The organism is Kitasatospora sp. NPDC004745, assembly GCF_042873275.1.
In the GTDB taxonomy this organism is placed as follows: domain Bacteria; phylum Actinomycetota; class Actinomycetes; order Streptomycetales; family Streptomycetaceae; genus Kitasatospora.
In genome coordinates, this window is the sequence record NZ_JBIALK010000005.1 from 294,868 (window position 1) to 317,954 (window position 23,087).

Genomic DNA, 23,087 nt, shown 5'->3' on the forward strand with positions numbered 1-23,087 from the left:
TGACAGGTTCATTATCACGAAAGGGTGTTCCGGGTGAAGGGCGACCGCAAGTGAGGGGGTGTCCTCCGTCTATGCCTTCCCGCGGAGTGGCGCCGGTCGCCTGGGAGTCCCATACCGTCCACGCGGTTTTCCCCCGCCCCGGGGTGGTGGACGCGACTCCGCCTCGAGGGATCGGCGACTGACCGGCGGGTAAGATACGGGGTGTTTGGTTTTGTTTGCCGAGCGTTGCGGGCGGGGTGGTGGCGGTGGTGCGGCAGGAACGGGCGGTCCGGACGCGTCGGCTGATCCTGGAGGCGGCGGCCTCGGTCTTCGACGAGTACGGGTACGAGGGGGCGACCATCGGCGAGGTGGTCGCCCGCGCGGGCGTGACCCGCGGCGCGGTGTACTTCCACTTCGCGTCGAAGCGGGAGCTGGCCCAGGGTGTCGTCGAGGAGCAGTTCGGCAGTGACGAGATCCCCGAACGGCACTGCAAGCTGCAGGAGTTCGTCGACCTCGGCATGGTCGTGGCGCACCTGATGCCGCGCGACCCGCTGCTCAGTGCGGGGGCCCGGCTCTCGCTCGGCCAGGACGACTTCGGCGACCTCGGCGGCGGGGCCGCCCCCGGGTGGATCAGTCGGGCGGAGGCCGTGCTGGCGGCGGCGGGCGAGCGGGGCGAGCTGCTGCCGCACGTGCAGCCGGACGAGACGGCCTGGCTGGTCACCGGAGCCTGGACGGGCGTGCAGATCCAGTCCCAGAAGATGTCCGGCCGGGCGGACCTGGAGCGCCGGGTGGCGGCGCTCTACCAGCACCTGATGCCGAGCATCGCGGTGCCCGGGGTGCTGGCCACCCTCGACCTGGCGGCGGACCGCGGCGGGCGGGTGGCGGCCGAACTGGCCTCGTCCCGTGCGGGCGTCGAGGGCTGAGGCCGGCCGCCGCCCCGGCGCCTCCCGCTCGCCGCCCCGGCGACCCCGCTGCTCTCTGCGCCCCAGTCTTCCCCGCCCGCTCCGGGTGCTGTGGGGGCCGATCCTCCGTTCAAAAACAAACAGCGCGTTCGGTTTTGTATTGACAAACCGCCCGTCCTGTTTTTGGATGTGCGGCGGGTGCTCCACCCCCGCGGCCGGCCGGTCGCACGGCGGCGGAGTACCGGCCGGCCGGTGGCCGTCGGGGTCGCCGATCCGTCTGGATAGGGGTGGTCATCATGGAGATCCGGGTGCTGGGGGCCTTGGAGGTCCGGGTCTGTGGGCAGTCGGTGGTGCCGTCGGCGCCGAAACCGCGCCAGGTGCTCGCCCTGCTGGCCCTGCGGGCCGACCAGGTCGTGCCGGCGCGCGCCCTCGCCGACGAGCTGTGGTCCGGCCGGCTGCCGCGCAGTGCGCGCACCACGGTGCAGACCTACGTGCTCCAGCTGCGCGACCTCATCGACCGTGCGCTGGAACGGAGTTGCGACACCCCGGCGGGGCTGGGCGCCAAGGACGTCCTGACCACCCTGCCGGGCGGATACCGGCTGAACAGCGACGGCGGGCGGGTCGACCTCCGGGAGTTCGACCGGCTGGCCGGCACGGGCTACCGCGCCATGGACGGCGGGGACTTCCCGCTCGCCGCCCGGCAGCTGGCGGAGGCGCTGGGCCACTGGCGCGGCCCGGCCTTCGCCGACGTCCCGCTCGGCGGTCAGCTGGGGGTGGAGGCGAAGCGGTTGGAGGAGACCCGGCTCTGTGCGCTGGACCAGCGGATCGAGGCGGACCTGCGGCTGGGCCGGCACCGGGTGCTGCTCGCCGAACTGACCGTGCTGGTGGACCGCTACCGCACCCACGAGAGCCTGCACGGCCAGTACATGATCGCCCTGCACCGCTCCGGCCGGCGCGGCGAGGCGCTGGAGGCCTACCAGCGCCTGCGCAACACCCTCGTCCGGGAACTGGGCATGGAGCCCTCCGCCGGACTGCGGCGGCTGCAGCGCTCCATCCTGCTCGCCGGCCCCGACCGCGCCGACCAGGAACGCCCCGCGGCCGTCGACACCCCCGTGGCCCCCGTGCCCTCCCCGGACCCGGCGCCGGTCCGGGGCACCCGGCTCACCCGGGTCGGCTGACCCGGGTCGGCGGGCGCCGGGGCCCGGCCCGCCCGTCGCGTCCGCCCCCGCCGGCCGCGCCCGCCCGGCGTCACCCGGACGGCGGCCGGCCCGGCGCACGGGCCGGGCCCCGGTGCGGCACGCCCGGCGGGAATCCTCGGACAGGCCCTACGATCGGAAGGAGATCTTCCGAATGTCCGCATGGTCGCCGAGACGGAAGCCAGGTCGCCGATGGCCCCGGGCCCGAGGTCCGCGCAGTGGCCGCCGTACGTGCGGTTCGCGCCGTGGTGCCTGATCCTCGCCGGGCTGGTCTGGAACGCGCTCGACCCGGCCGACTACTGGGGCGATCCGATGCTCGCGGCCGCCGCCGTACTGGCCGGCGCGCTGCTGACGCTGCGGGACGTCCTCGCGGTGGGCGCCGCCAACGTGGCCGGCATCCTCGTGCTGGGCGTGCAGGACGGGACGATCGGCACCCGGGCGGGGTACCTGGAGCTGGCGAACACGGTGTTCGCCGCCCTGCTCGGGGTCTGGGTGAACCGCGTGGTGGACCGGTACGGGCGACGCCTGGAGCGGGTGCGCTCGGTGGCCGAGGCCGCGCAGCGGGCGGTGCTGCCGGAGCCCCCGGCCCGGGTGGGGCGGCTGTCCGTCGCGGCCTGCTACCGCGCCGCCCAGACCGAGGCGCTGATCGGCGGCGACGCCTACGCGCTGCAGGAGACGGCGTTCGGCGTGCGGGTGCTGATCGCGGACGTGCGGGGCAAGGGGCTGCAGGCGGTCGGGGCGGTGTCGGTGCTGCTGGGTGCCTTCCGGGAGGACGCGCACCGCGCGCCGGACCTCGCGGCGCTGGCCGACGGCCTGGAGCGCGCGCTGGTGCGGGAGAGCGGCCTGCTGGCGGAGGAGGTGCGGCTGGAGGGGTTCATCACCGCGCTGCTGGTGGAGTTCCCGCCGGGCGGGGACGTCGTGCGCACCCTGGACTGCGGGCATCCCGGCCCCTACCTGCTGGGCGGCGGGGAGCCGATGCGCCGACTGGACGCCGCGGACCCGGGGCTGCCGCTGGGTATGGGGTCGCTGGGCGTGGCGCGCCCGGATCCGGAGGCGTGGCCGTTCCCGCGGGGCCGGACGCTGCTGCTGGTGACGGACGGGGTGACCGAGGCCCGGGACGCGGCGGGGGAGTTCTACGAGCCGATGCACGGGCTGGGGCCGCTCGGTCCGTTCGACGGTCCGCAGGGCGTCGTCGACGCGCTGGTGGCGGATGTCGAGCGGTGGGTGGGTGGTCCGCGGGACGACGACATGGCGGTGCTGGCGGTGACCCGGCGCCGGGCGGACTGAGCGGCGCCGGACGGACCGGGCGGTGCCGGGCGGGGCGTGCCGTCGGCGGCGCCCGGCCGGGGTGTTCGGGCAGGTCACCGCGCCGTCCGCGGAATCGGTGGGTTGTAGTCCTTGACGGCCGGCGGCGGCGCGGCCGGTATCACGATCAGATGACGGAGGGTCAGCGCTTCACGTAATCCGGCCAAGTTGAGCGGGGGCGTCCGATGGCCGGAATGCCGATGCCCGGATAGCGGACTCCCGTCTGGACGTGCCGCCGCCCGGCCGAGGCGCGCCGCGGCCGGGCGGATTCCTGCTGGCAGACGGGTTGCCCGGGGCGTCCGGCGGGTTCGTCGGGGGCCGCCGCGGGGTCGTGGGCGGAGCTCGGGGGGCTGGCGTGATCCGGCCGATCCCCGGTTCGTCCGGAAACGGACCCGGCGGTTGCCCGGTGGTGAAGGGGTGGCCGAGAGTCGCACTGATGAACGAGACGCCAAGCCCCAGCCCGACCCGCCTGTTCGGACACCGCGACTTCCGGCTCCTGCTCACGGGAGCCGCCGCGGCCCAGACGGGCAGTCAGGTCACCCTGGTGGCGCTGCCGCTGGTCGCGGTGGTGGTGCTCGATGCCACCCCCTTCGAGGTCGGCCTGCTGACCGCCGCCGAGACCGCCGCGTTCCTGCTGGTCGGCCTCCCGGCCGGGGCCTGGCTGGACCGGATGCGCAAGCTGCCGGTGCTGATCCGCGCCGACGTGGTGCGCTGCCTGGCCGTCGGCTCGATCCCGCCGGCCGCGGCGCTCGGCGTGCTGACCATGGCCCAGCTCTACCTGGTGGCGCTGGTCACCGGGGTGGCCACGGTCTTCTTCGACGTCGCCCACCAGTCCTTCCTGCCGTCGGTGCTGCCGCGCGAGCAGCTGGTCGGGGGCAACGGCGCGATCGAGACGGTCCGCTCCTCGGCCCAGATCGTCGGGCCCGGGCTCGGCGGCGGGCTGGTCCAACTGCTCGGCGCGTCGATCGCCATCGTCGCCGACGCCGTCGGCTACCTGGCCTCCGCGCTGCTGCTCGCCCGGATCCGGGTCGAGGAGCCGCGTCCGGAGCCCGATCCGGGCGCCTCGCTGCGTGCCGAGGTCGCCGAGGGCGTCCGCTTCGTGCTCGGGCACCCGCTGCTGCGGGCGATCGCCACGGCCACGGCGGTGTCCAACCTGTTCGGCGCCGTCCTGGCCGCCGTGCAGACGGTGTTCTGGGTGCGGGTGCTCGACCTGGCGCCGGGTGCCATCGGCGTGCTGCTGTCGGCCTCCGCCGTCGGCGGACTGGCCGGTGCGCTGTGCGCGGGTCGGCTGGCCGCCCTGGTCGGCCAGGCCCGGCTGATCTGGCTGGCCACCGTGGTGACGGCGCCGTTCGCGGTGCTGTGGCCGTTGTCCGGCCGGGGCGCGGGCGTGCTGCTGTTCGGCATCGCCTCGGCGGTGGTGCTGTTCGGCGCGGTCGCCTACAACGTCGCCCAGGTCAGCTTCCGGCAGAGCCTGTGCCCGCCGGAGCTGCTCGGGCGGATGAACGCCACCATGCGCTTCCTGGTCTGGGGCACGCTGCCGCTCGGTGCCCTGGTCGGCGGCGCCGTCGCCGACGCGGCCGGGCCGCGCGCCGCGCTCTGGCTCTGCGCGGCCGGCTTCCTGATCGTCCCGGTGCCCCTGCTGCTGTCACCGCTGCGCGGCATGCGGGACCTGCCGACCACCGGGGCCGCCGCGACCACCGGGGCAGCCACCGGAGCCGACCCGAGCACCGGAGCCGACGCCGCCACCGCGGCCGCGCTCGCCACCGGGGCCGCTGCGACCACCGCGGCCGACCCGGCCGCCACCACCGGGGCCACCACCACGGGGTCCGCCACCGCCGCCGGGGCGGCCGAGCAGGAGCCCGCCGCGCGCCCGGCCCCCTGACCCCGACCCGAACCGACACCGGAAACCGGAGACCGTTCCGTGCCCGCCAGCATCACTGCCGCCTACCTCGCCCGGTACCGCTCCGCCGCCGCCGACGCCACGACGGACCTCCTCCCGCTCACCGGCGCCCAACGGCGCTTCCTGATCACCCGCCGCCTGGCCGCCGCGGGCCGCCCCGACGTCGTCCCGCTGTTCTTCGCCTACCCGCGCGGCACCCTCGACCTTGACCGGCTGGGCCGCGCGGCCGCCGCCACGGCGGCCCGCCACCCCGCCCTGTGCGGGGGCTTCGCCACCGTCCGCGGCACGCCCGTGCTCCGGGTCGGCGGCCCCTCCGCCGCGGCCGGGGCGGTCCCCGTCGCCCCCGGCGGCACCGCCCGCTCGGCCCTGCGCGAGGCCCTGCTGGACTGGCCCGCCGACGGTCCCGCCCTGCGCCTGCTGGTGGCCCGGGAGCCGGACGGCGAGGAGGAGGTGCTCGCCGTCGCCGTCGACCACGCGGCCTGCGACGAGCAGTCGCTCGGCATCCTGACGGCCGACCTCACCGAGGCCTACGCCCGCGACGAGGCACCCGCGACCGCGCCGGACCGGGCCGCCCTGGACGGCTACCGCGAAGCCGTCGAACGCCAGCTGGCGGCCGAGGACGCCGCCGCCGGGGCGGCCGCGCAGGCCCACTGGGGCCGCCGGCTCGGCGGCCTGAGCGGTGCCGGCGGCGGCGCCGCCCCCACCACCGGCATGCTCAGCCACCGGCTGCCCGCCGCCGAGGGGGCCGCCCGCAGCGCCGTCTTCCCCGCGCTGCTGGACGCCACTGCGGCCGCCGCGCACCGGCTGCACGGCCCGGTCGGGCCGCTCGCCCTCGGCTACCCGTGGGGCGGCCGCCCGCCGGGCGCAGCGCCCGTGCTGGGCTGCTTCCTCAACACCCTCGTCCACCCGGCCGACCCCGGGGCCGCCGCCCTCGACGACCTCGCCGACGCCTGGTGGGACGACCTCGACCACGCCGACACCCCGTTCGACGAGCTGGTCCGGGCCGCCCGCACGGCCGGCGCGCCCTGGACCGGCGCGCTGGACGGCATGCTCACCCTGGAGGACCTGCACCGCCGGCCGCCGCTGGTGCTCGGCGGGGTGCCCGGCCGGGAGACCCACCTCGCCGGGCGGCCGCTCGCCGCACCGCTCGCCGTCGCCGCCTCGCACGGCGACGACCTGCTGGTGAGGCTCGCCTGGGACCGCGAACGGTTCCCTGAGGCCACCGCCCGGGCCGCCTTCGAGGACCTGCTGGCGACGCTGCGCCGCCACCTGCACGCGGCCTGACCCGACCCCGACCGGAGACCCGCCGCGCACCGACCGACGGACCGCGACCGGAGAGCCGCCGCCCACCGACCGACGGACCCCGACCGTCCCGGACCCCGACCCGCCGGACCCGACCCGACGGACCCCCGACCGTCCCGGACCCTCACGCCACCGACCGCCGGACCGCGCCACCACCCCGGCACGCCCGGCCCCGGCCGGGGCGGACCACCCCACACCGCCCCGCCACCGCAGTACCACCACGCCCACCACACAAGGGAGTCCCCGATGTTCCCGCTCTCCTCCTCGCAGGAGATCGTCTGGCTGCACGAGCAGATGCTGCCCGGCAGTCGCGCGTACAACTTCACCGCCGTCCTCGACCTCTGGGGAACCCTCGACGAGGACGCGCTGCACGCCGGCCTGACCGCCGTGCTCGCCCACCACCCCGGCCTGCGCCTGGAGCTGGTCGCCCGCGCCGAAGGGCTGCCCGGCCAGCGGGTCGCCGCACCCGGCGAACCCCTGCTGCGCCGCAGCGACTTCACCGCCGAGGCCGACCCGGAGGGCGCGTTCCGCACCCTGCTGGCCGCCGAGGCCGAGGAGCCGCTGGACACCTACCGGGCGCCGGTGCTGCGCTGGCACCTCGTCCGCCTCGGCGACGACCACCACCGGCTGATCCACGTCGAGCACCACCTCGTCCACGACGGCCACTCCTTCGCGATCCTGCTGCGCGACCTCTTCACCGTCTACCGAGCCCACGTCCTCGGCGAGACCTACGAGCTGCCCGCCGCGCCCTCGTACGAGGAGCACGCGCGCACCGCCGTCGACCCGGACGCCCGCGAGCGCGCCCTCGCCTTCTGGCTGCGCGAACTCGCCGACGCCCCGCGCGAGGTCACCCTGCCCGGACTGGCCCGGCCCGGCGCGGTGCGCCGCCACCGCGGCGGCCAGCTGCGCCAGTCGATCGGCGCCGACCTCGCCGAGCGGCTGCGCACCCGCAGCAAGGAGGACGGCCACACCCCGTTCAGCACCCTGCTCGCGCTCTTCGCCGAACTGCTGCGCCGCCACAGCGGCCACCGCGAGCTCGTCGTCGGCACCGCCGTCGGCAACCGCCCGGCCGGCTTCGAGGGCACCGTCGGCATGTTCGTCAACACCGTCCCGCTGCGCCTGCGGCTGGACCCGGCCGCCCCCGGCACCGAGGCCGTGGACGAGGTCACCGACGTCCTGCTGCGCGCCCTCCCGTACCAGGACCTGCCGGTCCAGGAGCTGACCCGCCGGCTCGGCCTGCACACCGGCGGCGCCGACAACCCGCTGTTCAACGTCATGTTCAGCGCGCACGACGCCGCCCTGCCGGACGTCCAGGCCCCCGACCTCGACGTCTCGCTGTACGAGGGCTTCAACACCGGCACCACCCGCTTCGACCTCGACCTGGTGCTGCTGCCCGACGACCGCCGGGTGGTCGGCGAGAAGCACGGCGCCGCCGGCATGACCCTGGTCTGGGACTACGACGCCGACCTCTTCGGCGAGGCCGAGGCCACCCTGCTCTCCGAGCGCCTGCTCGAACTGCTGCGCCGCTACCTCGACGCGCCGGACGCGCCGCTCGCCGCGCTCGACCCCGCCCCGGCCGCCGCGCCCGCCACCGCCGTGACGCCCGCCGGTCTCGACCCGGCCGCCGCCCACGACCCCGGCGCGCTCGCCCTGCTGGCCGGCACCGAGCGCATCAGCTACGGCGAACTCGACCGCCGCGTCAACCAGTTGGTCGAACGGCTGCGCGCCGCCGGGGTGCAGCCCGGCCAGCCGGTGGCCACCGTCCTGCCGCGCGGCACCGACAGCGTCGTCGCCCTGCTGGCCTGCCTGCGCCACGGCGCCGTGTACGCGCCGCTGTCCTCCGAGGACCCGGCCGCCCGGCTCGGCCTGCTCCTGGAGCGGCTCGCCCCGGCGCTGGTGCTCGCCACCCGGCAGAGCGCGCTCGCCCTGCCCGTCGAGGGCGTCACCCCCGCCCTGCTGGACGGCCCGGCCTTCCCCAAGGCCGAACCGGCCGCCGTCCTGGACGGCGCCGCCTACCTGATCCACACCTCCGGCTCCACCGGCGTGCCCAAGCCCGTCCTGGTCGGGCGCGAGGCGCTCGCCGGGTACGTCGCCGCGATCACCGACCGCTACGAGCTCACCGCGGCCGACCGGGTGCTGCTGTTCGCCCGGCCCTCCTTCGACGTGGCCCTCGAGGAGGTGCTGCCCGCGCTCTGCGCAGGCGCCGCCCTGGTGGTGCCCCAGCGCGAGGTCCCCACCGGCCCCGAGCTGGTCGCCGTGCTGGCCGCCCGCGGCGTCACCGTCGCCAACCTGCCGACCAGCTACCTGCTCGCCGTCCGCGAGGACCTGCGCGAGGCGCTGCGCGACGGCCGGTGGAACCCCCGGCTGCTCGTCCTCGGCGGCGAGCGGCTGCCCGCCCGCGCGCTGGCCGGGCTGACCGAGGCCACCACCGTGCTGAACGCCTACGGCGTCACCGAGGCCACCGTCACCTCCACCGTCCACCAGGTCGGCGCCGCCGACCTCACCGAGGACGGCGAGATCCCGCTCGGCGCCGAGCTCGACGGCGTGCGCCTGCACGTCCTGGACGAGACGCTGCGCCCGCTGGCGGCCGGCTGCGTCGGCGAACTCGCCGTCGGCGGCGCCCTGCTGGCCGACGGCTACCTCGGCCTGCCCGAGCCCACCGCCGCCCGCTTCGTCACCGTGCCCGCCCTCGGCGGCGAGCGCGTCTACCGCACCGGCGACCGCGGCTACCGCGACCTGCGCGGCCGGCTCTCCTTCCTCGGCCGCGCCGACAACCAGGTCAAGCTGCGCGGCCACCGGATCGAGCTGGAGGAGATCGAGGCCGCCGCCTCCGCCGAACTCGGCGGCCGCTCCTGCGCGGTGGTCCTGCACACCGACCCGCAGTCCGGCCCCCGCCTGGTGGGCTTCCTGGAGGGCGCCGACCGCCCCGACCAGGCCGCCCTGCACGCGGCCCTCGCCCAGCGGCTGCCCGGCGGGCTCGTCCCCGCCACCTGGACCGCCGTCGAGGCGATGCCCACCCTGCCCGGCGGCAAGCCCGACCGCGCCGCCCTCGCCCGCCTCGCCGACGAGGCCGCGGCCGAGCCCGAGCCCGAGTCCGCCGCGACCAGCGCCTTCACCGACCCCGGCCAGCAGCTGGTCGCCGCGGCCTGGCGCGAGGTGCTCGGCCACGACCGCTTCACCGCCGACTCGCACTTCTTCGAGGTCGGCGGCCACTCGCTGCTCGCCGCCCAGCTCGCCGCCTGGCTGGAGCCGCACCTGGGCAGCCGCCCGCCGCTGCGCACCCTGTTCCGCCACGCCGTCCTGGCCGACCAGGCCCGCGCCCTCACCGGCCAGAACTGAAAGGCAGCTTCCCCGTGACCGCCCCCTCCGCCGTCCTGGAAGACGGCCACCGCGAACTCGTCGAGGCCTTCGAGAGCTTCGTCCGCCGCGAACTCGTCCCGCTGGCCGCCGAACTCCCCGAGACCGCCGACGAGATCCCGTCCGACCTGCGGGCCTACGTCCGCAAGCGCTCCGCCGCCCTCGGCTTCTACGCCGGCGACTACCCCGAGGAGCTCGGTGGCGCCGACATGCCGTTCACCGCCGTCGTGCTGCTGCACCACGCCGCCGGACGCAGCGGCTGCCCGCTCGCGCCGTACGCCCTGGCCGGCTCCGACGGCCCCAGCCCGCTGCTGCGGCACGGCACGCCCGAACAGATCGAGCGCCACCTCGTCCCGCTGGTGCGCGGTGAGCAGACCCGCTGCCTCGCCCTCACCGAGCCGCACGCCGGCTCCGACGCGTTCCGCCTCACCACCACCGCCGTGCGCACCGCCGACGGCTGGGTGCTCAACGGGCGCAAGACCTTCGTCAGCAACGCCGGCCACGCCGGCATCGCCCTGGTCGTCGCCGCCACCGACCTCGGCGACGGCGCCGGGCCCACCGCCGGCGCCACCGCCTTCGTGCTCCCCATGGACCAGCCGGGCCTGCGCCTCGGCCAGCGCTACGAGGGCATGTCCGGCGAGCCGCTGTTCGAGCTGCTGCTCGACGGCGTCACCGTCACCACCGAGGCCGTGATCGGCGGCGAGGAGGGCGTCGGCGCGGCCACCGCCCTCGCCATGGACAGCCTCTCCCGGGGCCGCCTGGTCGTCGCCGCGATGTGCAACGGCATCGCCGAGTACGCGCTGCGCGTCGGCCTCGAGTACGCCCGCGAGCGGCGCGCCTTCGGCCGCGTGATCGGCGAGTACCAGCACGTCCAGGAGCACCTGGTCGCCACCCGGGCCGAGGTGGAGTGCTCCAAGCTGCTCACCCTCGCCTGCGCCCGGCTCGTCGACGAGGGCACCGAGGCGCCCGAGAACGCGGCGCTCGCCAAGCTCACCGCCTCCGAGACCGCCGTCCGCGCGGTCGACCGCTCGCTCCAGGTGCACGGCGCCACCGGCTGGGTGCGCGGCCACCCGCTGGAGTTCCTGTACCGCTACGTGCGGATGACCACGATCATCGAGGGGACCTCCGAGGTCCAGAAGGTGATCGTCGCCCGGTCCATGGGCCTGAACTGACGAACCGTCGAGACCTGGAGACGATGATGGAAAACCTGAGCATCGGGTACGGCCGTCCGCACCAGGACGGTGCGGTCCTGGACCTGTTCACCACCTGGGCGCACCGCACCCCGGACGCCCCCGCCCTGATCGACGGCGCCCGCACCCACAGCTACGCCGAACTCGACCGCCTCGCCGACGCCGTGGCCGACGAACTGCGCGACCGGGTCCGCCCGGGCGACCTCGTCGGCGTCTGCCTCGGCCACTCGGCCGCCCTCGCCGCGGTCACCCTGGCCACCGCCAAGCTCGGCGCCGTCCACCTGCCGCTCGGCCCCCGCCCCGGCGAGCGCCGGCTGCAGGCCGTCGCCGAACAGCTGCGGCCCGCCTGCCTGGTCGGCGACCCGGCGGTGCTGCCCGAGGGCGAGCACCGGACGCTGGACCTCGACCTCGGGGACACCCCCGTCGCCGTCGCCCTCGTCCCCGGCGAGCAGGTGCAGGTCCCGGCCGGCACCCACTACGCCGTCCTCACCTCCGGCTCCACCGGCACGCCCAAGGCCGTCGCCGTCGGGGAGCCCGCGCTCGGCGCGCTGCTCCAGTGGTACCGCGACCTGGCCGGCCTCGGCCCCGGCGAGCGGCACAGCCTGCTGATCGGCGTCGCCTTCGACCCGCACGTGATGGAGCTGTGGGCCACCCTCACCTCCGGCGCCGCGCTCGTCGTCGCCCCCGAGGCCGTCCGCTGGGACTCCGGCGCGCTCGCCGACTGGTGGCGCGAGGCCGGCATCACCGCCGCCGTCCTGCCCACCCCGCTCGCCGAGCCCCTGCTGGCCCGGCCCTGGCCGCGGGGGCTGGCGCTGCGCCACCTCACCGTCGGCGGCGACCGGCTGCGCCGCGCCCCCGGCCCGGACGTCACCGCGACCGTCCACAACGCCTACGGGCCCGCCGAGGCCACCGTCACCACCACCGTCCACACCATGGCGCCCGGCGGCGACCACGGCACCGGCGCCCCGCCGATCGGGCTGCCGATCCCGGGCGCGGTCGTCCTGGTCACCGACCCGGACGGCCGGCCGGTGCCGCGCGGCGAGGCCGGCGAACTGCGCATCGGCGGCCGCGGCCTGGCCGCCGGCTACCTCGACCCCGAGCTGACCGCCCGCCGCTTCGTCGGCGTGCCGGCCGGCGTGGAGGGTGTCGACCGGCTCTACCGCTCCGGCGACCGGGTGGTGATGCGGGCCGACGGCGTCCTGGAGTTCCACGGCCGGCTCGACGACCAGGTCAAGGTCAGCGGGGTCCGGATCGAGCCCGCCGAGGTCGAGGCGGCCTTCGAACGGGACGGGCGGGTGCGCCGGGCCGTGGTCGCCGCCGCGACCTCGGCGGGCGTCACCCGCCTGCTCGCCTACGTCCAGACCGCCGCGGGATCCCCGGCGGGCGGCGCCGAGGACCTGCTCGCCGCGGTGCGGCCGTGGCTGCCGGAGCAGGCCGTCCCCTCGGCCGTCCGGATCGTCGACGCCTTCCCGCTGGACGCCAACGGCAAGGTCGACCGGGCCGCCCTGCTCGCCCTGGAGGAGGAGCGGGCCGCCGCGGCGCCGGACACCGAGGACGGCGACACTCCCACCGAGCGCACCGTGCTGCGGCTCTGCCGCGACCTGATCGGCCGAGCCGACCTCGGGCCGGCGGACAACTTCCTGGCCGCGGGCGGCAACTCGCTCGCCGCCGCCCGACTGCTGGAGGCCCTGGAGGCCGAGTACGGCGTCCGGCTGCGGGCACCCCTGGTGCTGCGCCAGCCCGACCTGCGGGCCGTCGCCCGGCTGGTGGAGGAACGGCGGCCGACGCCCGCCACCACCGCCTGACCGTCCGCCCGCAAGCACCTCCTGCGCAGGGCGCCCCGGCCGGCCCACCGGCCGGGGCGCCCGGAAGGGAACCACCATGCCCACCGCCACCCTCCCGGAACTCGTCGCCCGGCACGCCCAGGAGCGCCCCGACGCGCTCGCCGTGACCGACGGCGACACCGCCCTGACCTACGGCCAGCTCCTCGACGCGTCCGGCCGGCTGGCCGCCGCCCTGGCCGAGCGGGGGATCGGCCCCGGCAGCGCCGTCGGCCTGCTCTGCGCCCGCTCCACCCGCCTGGTCGTCGCCCAGCTGGCGATCTGGCGGGCCGGCGCCCACGCCGTCCCGCTCGACCCCGGCTACCCGCGCCCGCGCATCGCCGAGATGACCGGAGACGCCGGCGCCCACCTCGTCCTCGGGGACAAGACCCTCCTCGCCGAGGCCGGGCTGCCCGAGGAGCGCACCCTGGTGCTCACCGAGCACGGCGCCGAGACCGCCGCCCGCCCGGTGCGCGCGCCCGACGCCGCCGACCCGGACGCCACCGCCCTGCTCTTCTACACCTCCGGTTCGACCGGCCGGCCCAAGGGCGTCCTCGTCCCGCACAGCGCCGTCGCCGACCTGGTCACCGCCGCCGACGCCGTGCCGCTCGGCCCCCGCGACCGGGTGCTCTTCCACTCCACCGTCAGCTTCGACGCGTCCACCTTCGAGGTGTGGGCCCCGCTCGCGCGCGGCGCCGCCGTCGCCGTCTCCCCGGCCGACCGGCCCACCGCCGAGGACCTCGTGCGCGACGTCGAACGGTTCGGCGTCACCACGCTGTTCATCACCACCGCGCTCTTCCACCACCTGGCCGCCCGGCAGTCCCGGATCTTCGGCGTGCTGCGCACCCTGGCCGTCGGCGGCGAGGCGCTGTCCCCCGAGTACGCCGGAGCGGTGCTGCGCGCCTTCCCCTGGCTCGAACTCCTCAACGTCTACGGGCCGACCGAGGCCACCACCTTCACCACCCTGCACCGGATCACCCCGGCCGACTGCACCGGCGGGCCCGTCCCGATCGGCCGGCCCTTCGGCGGCGCCCGCACCCTCGTCCTCGACGAGCGGCTCGACCCCGTCGCGCCGGGCACCGTCGGCGAACTGTGGATCGCCGGCGACCGGCTCGCCCGCGGCTACCTCGACCGGCCCGAGCTGACCGCCGAGCGCTTCCGCGACCTCCCCGGCACCGGCCACGCCTACCGCAGCGGCGACCTCGTCCGCCAACGCCCCGACGGCGCCCTGGAGTTCCACGGCCGTACCGACGACCAGGTCAAGGTCCGCGGGTTCCGGATCGAGCCCGGCGAGGTCGAACACGCCCTGCTGCTCCTGCCCGAGGTCGCCGAGGCCGCCGTCGTGGTCCGCCGCGCCGGCCACCCCGACGCCGCCCTCACCGCCTGCCTCGTCCTCGCCGAGGGCAGCCGCGCCGCCGCCGACACGCTCCGCGCCCGCCTCGCCGACCGGCTCCCCGCCCACCTGGTGCCCACCGCCTGGCACGTCCTCGACGCGCTCCCGCTGACCGGCAGCGGCAAGATCGACCGCCGGGCCCTGGCCGCCGCGGACGGCGACACCCCGGCCGGCGGTCGGACGGCCGCCCCGCTCACCCCGATCCAGCAGGCCGTCGCCGACGCGTGGAGCCGCGCCCTGGAGCGACCGATCACCGAACCGGGCGCCGACTTCCTCGCCGAGGGCGGCCACTCGCTGCTCGCCATGTGGGTCGTCGACGACCTGCGCGAGGACCTCGGCGTGGAGCTCTCGCTCGCCGACTTCCTCGGCCACCCCACCGTCGCCGGGCAGGCCGACCTGCTCGAACGCGCCCTGCGCGCGGCGCACGACCACACTGCGGAAGGAGCCGCCCGATGAACGCCACCGAGCACCCGGCCGACGGGCAGCCGGCCGACGGGTACCCGATCGACGGGCAGCCGGCCGATGGTCAGCCGGTCGATGGTCAGGCGACCACACCGCGTACGGACACCACGCCGTCCCCGGCCCCGCAGGCCGCCGGCGACCAGGCCGACCAGGCGGACCTGCTGCGCCGCGCCCGCCGCAACCGCCCCGCCGCCGCGCCGCGCCCGGCCGCCCCGGAGGACGGCCCCGCCCCGCTCTCCCACGCCCAGCAGCGGATGTGGCTGATGGAGCACCTCGGCCAGGGCGGCGCCCTCTACAACGTCCCGCTCGCCACCCGCCTGCGCGGACCGCTCGACCCCGCCGCGCTCGCCACCGCCCTCACCGGCCTCACCGAGCGCCACGCCGTCCTGCGCACCCGGTACGGCAGCCACGGCGACCAGCCCCACCAGCAGACCGACCCGGTCACCCCCGTGCCGCTGCGCACCGTCGACGCCACCTGGGAGGACGGCGCCGGCAACAACGCCCCGGCCCTGCTCGCCGCCGAGGCCGCCCGCCCCTTCGACCTCGCCGCGGGGCCGGTCCTGCGCGCCCTGCTCCTGCGCCACGGGCCGCAGGACCACACCCTGCTGCTGACCATCCACCACATCGCCGTGGACGGCGGCTCGCTGCCCGTGCTGGCCGCCGACCTCGCCGCCCTCTACGCCGCCGCACGCGACGGCCACGACCCCCGACTCCCGCAGCCCGGACCGACGTACGCCGAGTACGCCCGCGGCGAGCGGGCCCGCGACGCCGAGCTCACCGCCGCCGCCGACGCCCGCGCCGCCCGGCTCGCCGGGGCCCGCCCGCTGCCGCTGCTGCGCCCCGTCCCCGCCGGCGCCCGCGAACGCCGGGCCGCCCTGCACACCGCACCGCTCACCCCCGCCACCGTAGAGGGGCTGCGCCGGCTCGGCGCCCGGCACGGCGCCACCCTGTTCGCCGTCGTCCTGGCCGCCGCCTTCGCCACCCTCGCCACCGCCGCGGGCCGCACCGACCTCACCCTCGGCTGCGCCAGCGGCCAGCGGCTGCGGCCCGAACTGCGGCGCACCGTCGGCCTCGGGGTCAACACCCTCGCGGTGCGCACCGACCTCGCCGGCGACCCGACCTTCACCGACACCCTCGGCCTGGTCCGTGCCGCCCTGCTCGACGCCCAGCAGCACCACGAGGTGCCCTTCGACCTGGTCGTCGAGCGCCTCGGCAGCGCCGCCCGAGGGGCCGACGGCACCCCGCTGCTCTCCGTCAGCTGCGACCTCGTCCACCCCGCCGAGCCGCTCACGCTGCCCGGGCTCACCAGCGAGAACGTCGAACTCGACCTGGGGCTCGCCAAGTTCGGCCTCGCCCTGCTGGTCGAGGAAGGCCCGCAGCCGCGCTGCCTGGTCCAGCACGACCGCGACGCCCTGGACGAGGCCACCGCCGGGCGGCTGCTGGACGCCTTCGCCCGGCTGCTCGGCGCCGTCGCCGAGGACGCCGACCGGCCGCTCTCGGCGCTCCCCGGCGCACTGCTGGCCGGCGCCCCGCACCCCGTCGTCAGCGCGCTGACCGCGGACCCCCGGGTGGTCGATGCCGCCGTCGTCGAGGCCGCCGACGGCCCGCCGCTCGCCTACGCCGTGGTGCGCGGCCCCGTCGCCCCCACCGGCAGCGAGCTGCGCGCCGCCCTGCGCCGCCACCTCGCCCCCGGCCGACTCCCGCACGCCGTCACCCTGGTGGACGCGCTGCCCCGGCTGCCCGACGGCACCCCCGACCGCGGCCGGCTGCCCGGCGCCACCCCGGCCGCCCCCGACGCCCGCGGCCCGCTCGACACCGTCCGGACGGCCTTCGGCGAACTCCTCGGCACCACCCCGGGAGCCGACGGCGACTTCTTCGCCCTCGGCGGCCACTCCCTGGTCGCCGTCCAGCTCGCCGAGCGCCTGCGCACCCGCACCGGACTGCCGCTCACCGGCCTGGACGTCCTGGAACAGCGCACCCCGCGCGCCCTCGCCGCGCTCCTCGCCACCCGCGAGGACGAGCGCCGCGCCGCCCGCGCCCGCACCGGGGCCCGCCCCGGCGCGAGCGCCCGCTCCCGGGCCGGCACCGTGCTGCTCACCGGCGCGACCGGCGGCGTCGGCGCCGCCGTCCTGCAGGAACTGATGGCCCAGGGCCGCCCCGTCCGGGCCCTGGTGCGCCCCGAGTCCGCACACCTGCCGGCCCTGCACGGCGCCGAACTCGCCGAGGGCGACCTCGCCGACGCGGACAGCCTGCGCCGCGCGGTCGAGGGCGTCGACGCCGTCATCCACGCCGCCTGCACCTTCACCGAGCACGCCGTCGACCTCGCCGCGATGCGCGCCCTCGTCGAGGGCTGGCGCGGCGGCCCGTTCGTCTTCGTCAGCAGCATCGACGCCTACGGGCGGCCGGCCGGCACCGACGTGGCCGAAGGCGGCCCGACCGGCGAGCCCGTCAGCCCCTACGGGCAGGCCAAGCTGGACTGCGAGCGGATCCTGTTCGAGGCCGCCGCGGCCCCCGACCGGGGCCCGGCCACCGTGGTGCGCGCCCCGATAGTCTGGGGCCCGCACCAGCGCCTGCGCGACCAGCTCCGCTGGGGCTCCACCGGCGCCCTCTACCAGGCCGCCCTGGCCGGCCGCCCGATCACCCTGCCGACCCCGGCGCCCGACGGCCGCCCCGGCTGGTACGGCGCGTCCTGGGTGCACGCGGCCGCCCTCGCCCGCGCCCTCGCGGCCTGCGTCGGCGAGCCGAACCCGGTGGCCGGGCGGATCGTCAACGCCGTCAGCGGGCACGTCTCCTGGACGGACTTCGGCACCGAACTGGTCCGCCTGCTCGGCTCCGCGAGCCCGCTCGACCTCCGGCCCGACGCCGACCCGGAGCTCCGCCGCCCCTGGCACTACCGCGCCGAGGCCCTGTCCGCCGCGCTCACCCCGGAGCCCGGGGAGGACTGGCGCAGCGTCCTGGCGGCGATGGTCGGCTGACCCCCGCCCGCCCGGAGCCGCCAGGCGGCGGCTCCGGGCGGCTCCGGGCGGCAGACCGGGTCGCCACAGCCCGGATCCGGGCCCGCGCGCACGGGTGTCCCGGCGGGGTCTGTGTCCGGTGGACACAGGGGTCCGAACCGGTGTGCCCTCAGGGGGAGTCGAGTCGGGCGAGGGCCGTGCGGAGGTCGGCGGGCGTCGCCCCCAGGCCGTACTCGTGCCGGATCGAGCAGGACACGTCCCGGACCCTCAGGTAGCGGGCCCGCCACTCCTCGGGTGCGGTGTGGCGGGGGTGGCGGGAGACGGCCAGGTCCAGCTCGTCCAGGGCGCGTTCGACGTCGGCCTCGACGCCGGGGCCGTCGGGGTCGGCGAGGTGGCGCTCGAGCGCCGCGCAGAGGCGTTCTCCGGCCTCGACCAGGCCCGGTGGGGGCGCCGTCACCTCGCCATCGCCGTCGATCATCCCCCGAGCCTAGCCTCGACGGCCCGGGCCCGGGGCGGCCGTCCGGATGTGCCGGTGTGCCCGGTACGTGGGTCCGTACCGGGCACGCGGGGTGGGGGCGGGGTGGGTCAGATGGTGAGGTCGAAGGAGACGCCGGTCGCGCCGCCCGGGGTGCCGGGGATGACGCCGTCGTGCCAGCCGGAGGCGTCGGTGTAGATCTCGTGCAGCGTGCCGTCGATGACGGCCTCGATGACGCGGTCGCCGGTGTTGTTCTTGACCTTGACGGAGACCGAGGTGATGGTGCCGCTGATGCCGGGGACGACGTTGTCGCGCCAGGTCGTGCCGTCGCTGTAGATCTCGTGCAGCGTGCCGTCCACGACGGCCTCGATCACCCGCTGGCCGGTGGCGTGGTTGATGGCGAAGCCGAGGGTGCTGATGTTGCCGCTGACACCGGCGACGGCACTGTCGTGCCAGCCGTTGGCGTCGCTGTAGATCTCGTGCAGCGCGCCGTTCTCGACGGCCTCGATGACGCGGTCGCCGGACGTGGTGTACGCGAAGCCCAGGGCGCTGATGTTGCCGCCGACGCCGGGGACGACGCTGTCGTGCCAGCCGTTGCCGTCGGCGTAGATCTCGTGCAGCACACCGCCCTCGACGGCCTCGATCACCCGCTGTCCGGTGTTCGGGTTGTAGGCGAAGCCCAGGGTGTCGATGGTGCCCGACACGGGCACGGCGCTGTCGTGCCAGGTGCCGCCTTCGGTGTAGATCTCGTGCAGGGCGCCGTTCTCGACGGCCTCGATCACCCGCTGACCGGCCGGGTTGTAGGCGAAGCCCAGGGTGGTCAGGTTGCCGACGCCGGGGACGGCGCTGTCGTGCCAGCCGTTGGCGTCGGTGTAGATCTCGTGCAGCGCGCCGCCCACGATCGCCTCGACCGTCCGGTTGTTGGCGGACGGCGCGGGCGGCGGCGTCGTCGGGTCGTCGACGATGTTCTTGTACCGCAGCGCGGTGTAGCCGCTCATCGGGTGGGAGGAGAGCGTCGAGGCGTTGAGGTTGCCGTCGGTGTTGTAGTTGGTCGGCCGGCTGCGGCTGCTCTCCTGGTAGTAGTTGAACGTGCCGGCGTTCTTGTCGCGCCAGCCGGCGAAGATCACCACGTGCTGGTCGCTGTTGAGCACGTCACCCGGCTGCATGTCCCACTTGTTGATCGCGTTGGCGTACGACGGCAGGCCGCCGGTGTTGGGACTGTCCTTCAGCTGCCAGGCCATGGAGACGAGTCCGGAGCAGTCCTGCCGGTAGCGGCCGCCGGTCTGTGCGTCCGACCACCAACTGTACGGCGCCTGAAGGCCGTTGGAGCTGTACGGGACGTACTGGTCGACCCAGTCCTGCGCCCGGGCTATCACCTGGCTGCGGGTGACCTGACCGCCGGGGGCCGCGTTCTTGCCCAGCGCGCCCGTCGAGGTCGAGCTGAACGAGATGCCCTGGACGCTGTCGGCGTGGGCGGGAACGGTGGCCAGCACCACGGAGGCGATGCAGGAGGCGGCGAGCACGCCGACCGTGCGGCGGGAGGTCGACTTGAGCACAGACATGGGGAGTCCTTGGGTGGAGGGTCGGGTGGTGACGCGGTGGGACGAGACGGAGGGGCGGCTGCGCACGGGATCAGCCCTTGGGCCCGAGGGCCGCGACGGCGGCGATCACCGAGGCGTCGGTGCCGGTGTCGTGGGCGGGGCCGGGCCGCTCCTGCAGCTCGTCGAACTGGAAGAGGGTGAGGTCGGCGCCCTGCTGGAGGGCGTAGACGTGGTTGGTCTGCAGGTCCGGGGCGGACAGCCCGCCGGCTCCCGTCCAACGGCGTGACCAGGAGGTGCCGTCGGGGGTCTGGGCGGTGCGGGTGACGGTCGCGTCCTGGGCGACTCCACGCTCGGCCTGGAGGCGGCGGGAGGCGTCCTGGCAGCTGCCCATGTCGGCCAGCAGCTGACGGTAGGCGGCCTGCGCGGCCCCGGGCGTGGGGAAGGCGAACAGCTGCTGCCCCGCGGGATTGCGGGCGGCGCTGAGGTAGCCCTGCTGCTGCCAGGTGACGGCGCCGGAGACGCTCGTGCACTCGTTGAGGGTGATCGTGCGACCCTTCACGTCCTGGCTGGCCAACGGGCCGTCGGGCTTCCAGCCGAAGGCCGGGGCGATGGGCAGCTCGGCGAGGCCGGCCGGGGCGACGGCGGCGGTGAGCGGTGCGGCGGTACCGGCCGGCCCCTGCGGCACCGGTGCCGCGGCGGCCGGGGGCGTCGGTGCGGCGGTCTTCGGTGCGGGGGCCGACGGCCGTGCGGCCGACGGTGCCGTAGCCGCAGCGCCGTTCGGTGCCGGTGTCGGTGCCGACGACGGCGTGGTGGCCGGAGGCGTCTGGGTGGTCGTGGGTTCCGGGGCCCCGGTCGGATCCGCCGCCGTCCTTCCGTCCGCCGCGGCGTTCGTGGTTGCCACGGGAGCGCCGACGCCGGACACCGCGGCCTCGCGGGTGTCCGCCTGGGCGGCGGCGCAGCCGGCCACCACCACGGCGGTGCACAGGGCCAGGGCTGCCGACGACACGGCGGTGAAGGTCGAGCGTCGAGGGCGTGCGGGCATGACGGCTCCCGGAACGGAGGGGGGACAGGGGTGGCGGAGGCGCCCGCATTCGCGCGGTTGACGCCTCGCCCGGTGCCGCCCGGGCGGTGGGCCCTGGTGGCGATGACTACTGTCGTCGCAGCTCAGCGCGGGTGGAAGGGCCTCCGACTGGACGGAAGCGGTACTGGACGGATCCGTCCAGCGGCAGGGTGGCGCGGACCTGGAAACGGCCCGACCGCCCTTCCGGGGCGGGAGGGCGGTCGGGCCGTCGGAGGCCGGTGCCGGGGTGACGGTGCGCGGGTTACGCGGAGCGGGGGACGGGGAGCGGGCGCGGGTTACGCGGAGCGGGGGACGGGGAGCGGGACGGGGGTCAGTTCGGGAGGGGCCGGGTCGGGCGGGTGGCGGGGGCGTCGACGATCGAGTCGGTTCCGGAGCCCCGGCCGGCGGTGGCAGGCGTGCCGGTCGTGGCCGTCGCGGCGGCACCGGCGCTCAGCCGGAACGGCCGGGTGCGCCAGTCCCATCCCTGGCTCAGTACCAGGGCGGTGAAGTCCAGCCAGGGCGGGCGCTGCCCGCCGACCGCGGCGACCACGTGCGGCCAGCCCAGCACCGCTCCCTCCGCCAGCAGCGGGCCGATCCGGTCGACGAGGACCGGGTCCGGTCGGTGTTCCTCGATCAGGGCACGGCTACGGTGCCCGTCGGTGACCAGCAGGCCCCAGCCGCGCTCGCGGCACAGCCCCTCCAGGGCGCGGTACTTGGCGATGTTGACGGCGGTGGCCATCTCGAAGAGCGCCTTGACCTCGACCAGGACGCAGCGCCCGTCGGCGGTGGCGACGAGCAGGTCGGGGAAGTAGGTGCGGGCGCGCCCGTCGAAGTCGTAGCCGATGGCCAGCGGCTGCTCCTGGTAGTAGGCGATCTGCGGTGCGTGGGAGAGGAGTTGGATCAACTGGAGCTCGGGATCCGACTCGTACGCGACGTCCCGGCCGAGCTTGGGGCAGTGCCAGGAACCGGAGCGCGGGTCCTCGTCGTGGGCCTGGCGCAGTGCGGTCAGCTCGCTGCGCGGGGGAGCGCTCCCGGGTGCGCCGAACCACCGCACGAACTCCGCGAGGCGCTCCCACCGGGCGAAGGCCCGTTCGACGCGCTTCTGCAGGGTGGCCTCGCGGCGCTGTGCGTCGTGGCGCAGCGCACGGACTGCCACGGCCCGCGCCGCGAGGTCGTCGGCGGGTGCCCTGCGGACCCCGGCCAGGGCGGCCAGCAGGGCGACGGCCTGGCGCGGTGCCAAGGACGGCACCAGGACCTGCGCCAGGTCGAGCATCCGCTCGGCACCGGACGGACCGTCGTCCTCGGGAAGGGGTCCGTCCAGCCGTCCGAGCCCGGAGAGGAGGGCGCGGAGCCGGGCGGTGGCGGGAGCGGTGCTGCGGGCCATCGCGCGCACGGCCCTGTTCTGCAGCTGGCGGACGCGCTCGCGGGAGAGCTCGTGGGCGGCACCGATCTGCCCGAGGCTCTGGGCCTCGTGGTCGCCCACGCCGAACCGGCGGGCCAGGATCCGGCGGTCGCGTTCCCCGGGGATCTCGTCGACGGCCGCGGCCAGCAGCTCGCGCAGGATCAGTGCGGTGTCCTCGTCGTGCCCGGCGACGGCGCTCCACGGCGGGTCGAGCGTGGCGGCGCCCGGGCATCGGCACTCCAACGACCAGTCTTCCACGAGCAGTTGACCGGTCTCCCGCCACAGGCGCCGTCCGGCGTCCAGGCGGACCGCCTCGTCGACGACGGCGAGCGTTGCGAGCGCCGGGCGGGCGAGGAAGACGGCCCGGCGCTCGGGGGCGAGGGCGTGCCCGGTCAGCTGCTGCCACTGGGCTAGGACCTCGGCCGCGGCGGGATCCGGCCGGTCCGGTGCGGCGGGCGCGTCGTGCCCGGGCCCGGGGTCCCGGTCCGTGCCGCCGGGCTCGCGGTCCCTGTCCGTGCCACCGGGCTCGCGGTCCCTGTCCGTGCCGCCCGGTTCGCCGCCCCGGCCCGCGCCGGCGGCGTCCGGCCCGGGGGAGGAGGACCTCACCCACCGCAGCAGCTCCTCGTCGGTGGCCCCGGCGAGCGGCACGTGCCGGGCCAGCCGAGCGCGGATCGCGCCGACGGTGCGGCCGTGCCGGGCGGCGAGTCCGTCGAGGCCCAGGCCCTGCCGCGCCCCCTCCAGCAGCCGGGCGTCCTCCGCGCCGTCCCACGGCTGACCCGACCTCGGACCGGTCGAACGTTCCTGCACAGTCCCCCCCACGGCTCGTGACAACAGGCTGGAGTATGCCCC

The 23,087-nt window shown here is 76.7% G+C and carries 14 protein-coding genes; 10 read left to right on the forward strand and 4 right to left on the reverse strand.

Annotation, left to right across the window (positions count from 1 at the left end; genetic code table 11):
- Window positions 1-215 precede the first annotated feature (215 nt).
- From ACFYUY_RS12620 to ACFYUY_RS12665, 10 genes are all read left to right on the forward strand, one after another.
- Entirely contained in the window at window positions 216-902 is a 687-nt protein-coding gene (locus ACFYUY_RS12620) for a ScbR family autoregulator-binding transcription factor (protein ID WP_360205993.1), read from the forward strand.
- Between the two features lie 275 nt (window positions 903-1,177).
- On the forward strand, window positions 1,178-2,059 hold the full coding sequence (locus ACFYUY_RS12625) for a BTAD domain-containing putative transcriptional regulator (RefSeq protein ID WP_387900354.1): 882 nt from the start codon (window positions 1,178-1,180) through the stop codon (window positions 2,057-2,059).
- Between the two features lie 180 nt (window positions 2,060-2,239).
- Complete coding sequence (locus ACFYUY_RS12630) at window positions 2,240-3,364, forward strand: PP2C family protein-serine/threonine phosphatase (protein WP_387900356.1); 1,125 nt, start codon at window positions 2,240-2,242, stop codon at window positions 3,362-3,364.
- A 454-nt stretch (window positions 3,365-3,818) separates the two neighbouring features.
- Window positions 3,819-5,264 (forward strand): MFS transporter, encoded by a 1,446-nt coding sequence (locus ACFYUY_RS12635; protein ID WP_387900358.1) that lies wholly within the window; start codon window positions 3,819-3,821, stop codon window positions 5,262-5,264.
- Between the two features lie 39 nt (window positions 5,265-5,303).
- A complete protein-coding gene (locus ACFYUY_RS12640; RefSeq protein WP_387900360.1) occupies window positions 5,304-6,566 on the forward strand; it encodes a non-ribosomal peptide synthetase in 1,263 nt (420 codons plus the stop codon).
- Between the two features lie 264 nt (window positions 6,567-6,830).
- Window positions 6,831-9,923: an amino acid adenylation domain-containing protein gene (locus ACFYUY_RS12645; RefSeq protein WP_387900362.1), complete on the forward strand. Its 3,093-nt coding sequence runs from the start codon at window positions 6,831-6,833 to the stop codon at window positions 9,921-9,923.
- A gap of 14 nt (window positions 9,924-9,937) precedes the next feature.
- Complete coding sequence (locus tag ACFYUY_RS12650; RefSeq protein WP_387900364.1) at window positions 9,938-11,113, forward strand: acyl-CoA dehydrogenase family protein; 1,176 nt, start codon at window positions 9,938-9,940, stop codon at window positions 11,111-11,113.
- Window positions 11,114-11,139: 26 nt separating this feature from the next.
- Entirely contained in the window at window positions 11,140-12,936 is a 1,797-nt protein-coding gene (locus ACFYUY_RS12655) for an AMP-binding protein (RefSeq protein ID WP_387900366.1), read from the forward strand.
- Window positions 12,937-13,012: 76 nt separating this feature from the next.
- Window positions 13,013-14,800, forward strand: coding sequence for an amino acid adenylation domain-containing protein (locus tag ACFYUY_RS12660; RefSeq protein WP_387900368.1), 1,788 nt, complete (start codon window positions 13,013-13,015; stop codon window positions 14,798-14,800).
- Entirely contained in the window at window positions 14,797-17,781 is a 2,985-nt protein-coding gene (locus ACFYUY_RS12665; protein WP_387900370.1) for a condensation domain-containing protein, read from the forward strand. The genes ACFYUY_RS12660 and ACFYUY_RS12665 overlap by 4 nt, the downstream gene beginning before the upstream one ends.
- 148 nt (window positions 17,782-17,929) lie before the next feature.
- Here ACFYUY_RS12665 and ACFYUY_RS12670 read toward each other — a convergent pair whose 3' ends face one another.
- The 4 genes from ACFYUY_RS12670 to ACFYUY_RS12685 form a co-directional block, all read right to left on the reverse strand.
- The gene (locus ACFYUY_RS12670) at window positions 17,930-18,238 is read right to left on the reverse strand and encodes a hypothetical protein (RefSeq protein WP_387900372.1); all 309 of its coding nucleotides are present in this window, start codon (window positions 18,236-18,238) and stop codon (window positions 17,930-17,932) included.
- Window positions 18,239-18,345: 107 nt separating this feature from the next.
- Window positions 18,346-19,797: a hypothetical protein gene (locus ACFYUY_RS12675; RefSeq protein ID WP_387900374.1), complete on the reverse strand. Its 1,452-nt coding sequence runs from the start codon at window positions 19,795-19,797 to the stop codon at window positions 18,346-18,348.
- Window positions 19,798-19,867: 70 nt separating this feature from the next.
- Window positions 19,868-20,818: a hypothetical protein gene (locus ACFYUY_RS12680; RefSeq protein ID WP_387900376.1), complete on the reverse strand. Its 951-nt coding sequence runs from the start codon at window positions 20,816-20,818 to the stop codon at window positions 19,868-19,870.
- A gap of 349 nt (window positions 20,819-21,167) precedes the next feature.
- Entirely contained in the window at window positions 21,168-23,045 is a 1,878-nt protein-coding gene (locus tag ACFYUY_RS12685; protein WP_387900378.1) for a TnsA endonuclease N-terminal domain-containing protein, read from the reverse strand.
- Window positions 23,046-23,087: the final 42 nt, after the last annotated feature.

Coding starts and splice junctions, on each gene's coding strand:
- ACFYUY_RS12660 (WP_387900368.1), top strand. CDS start 13,013: ATGCCCACCGCCACCCTCCCGGAACTCGTCGCCCGGCACGCCCAGGAG.
- ACFYUY_RS12645 (WP_387900362.1), top strand. CDS start 6,831: ATGTTCCCGCTCTCCTCCTCGCAGGAGATCGTCTGGCTGCACGAGCAG.
- ACFYUY_RS12665 (WP_387900370.1), top strand. CDS start 14,797: ATGAACGCCACCGAGCACCCGGCCGACGGGCAGCCGGCCGACGGGTAC.
- ACFYUY_RS12635 (WP_387900358.1), top strand. CDS start 3,819: ATGAACGAGACGCCAAGCCCCAGCCCGACCCGCCTGTTCGGACACCGC.
- ACFYUY_RS12625 (WP_387900354.1), top strand. CDS start 1,178: ATGGAGATCCGGGTGCTGGGGGCCTTGGAGGTCCGGGTCTGTGGGCAG.
- ACFYUY_RS12680 (WP_387900376.1), bottom strand. CDS start 20,818: ATGCCCGCACGCCCTCGACGCTCGACCTTCACCGCCGTGTCGTCGGCA.
- ACFYUY_RS12630 (WP_387900356.1), top strand. CDS start 2,240: ATGGTCGCCGAGACGGAAGCCAGGTCGCCGATGGCCCCGGGCCCGAGG.
- ACFYUY_RS12675 (WP_387900374.1), bottom strand. CDS start 19,797: ATGTCTGTGCTCAAGTCGACCTCCCGCCGCACGGTCGGCGTGCTCGCC.
- ACFYUY_RS12655 (WP_387900366.1), top strand. CDS start 11,140: ATGGAAAACCTGAGCATCGGGTACGGCCGTCCGCACCAGGACGGTGCG.
- ACFYUY_RS12670 (WP_387900372.1), bottom strand. CDS start 18,238: ATGATCGACGGCGATGGCGAGGTGACGGCGCCCCCACCGGGCCTGGTC.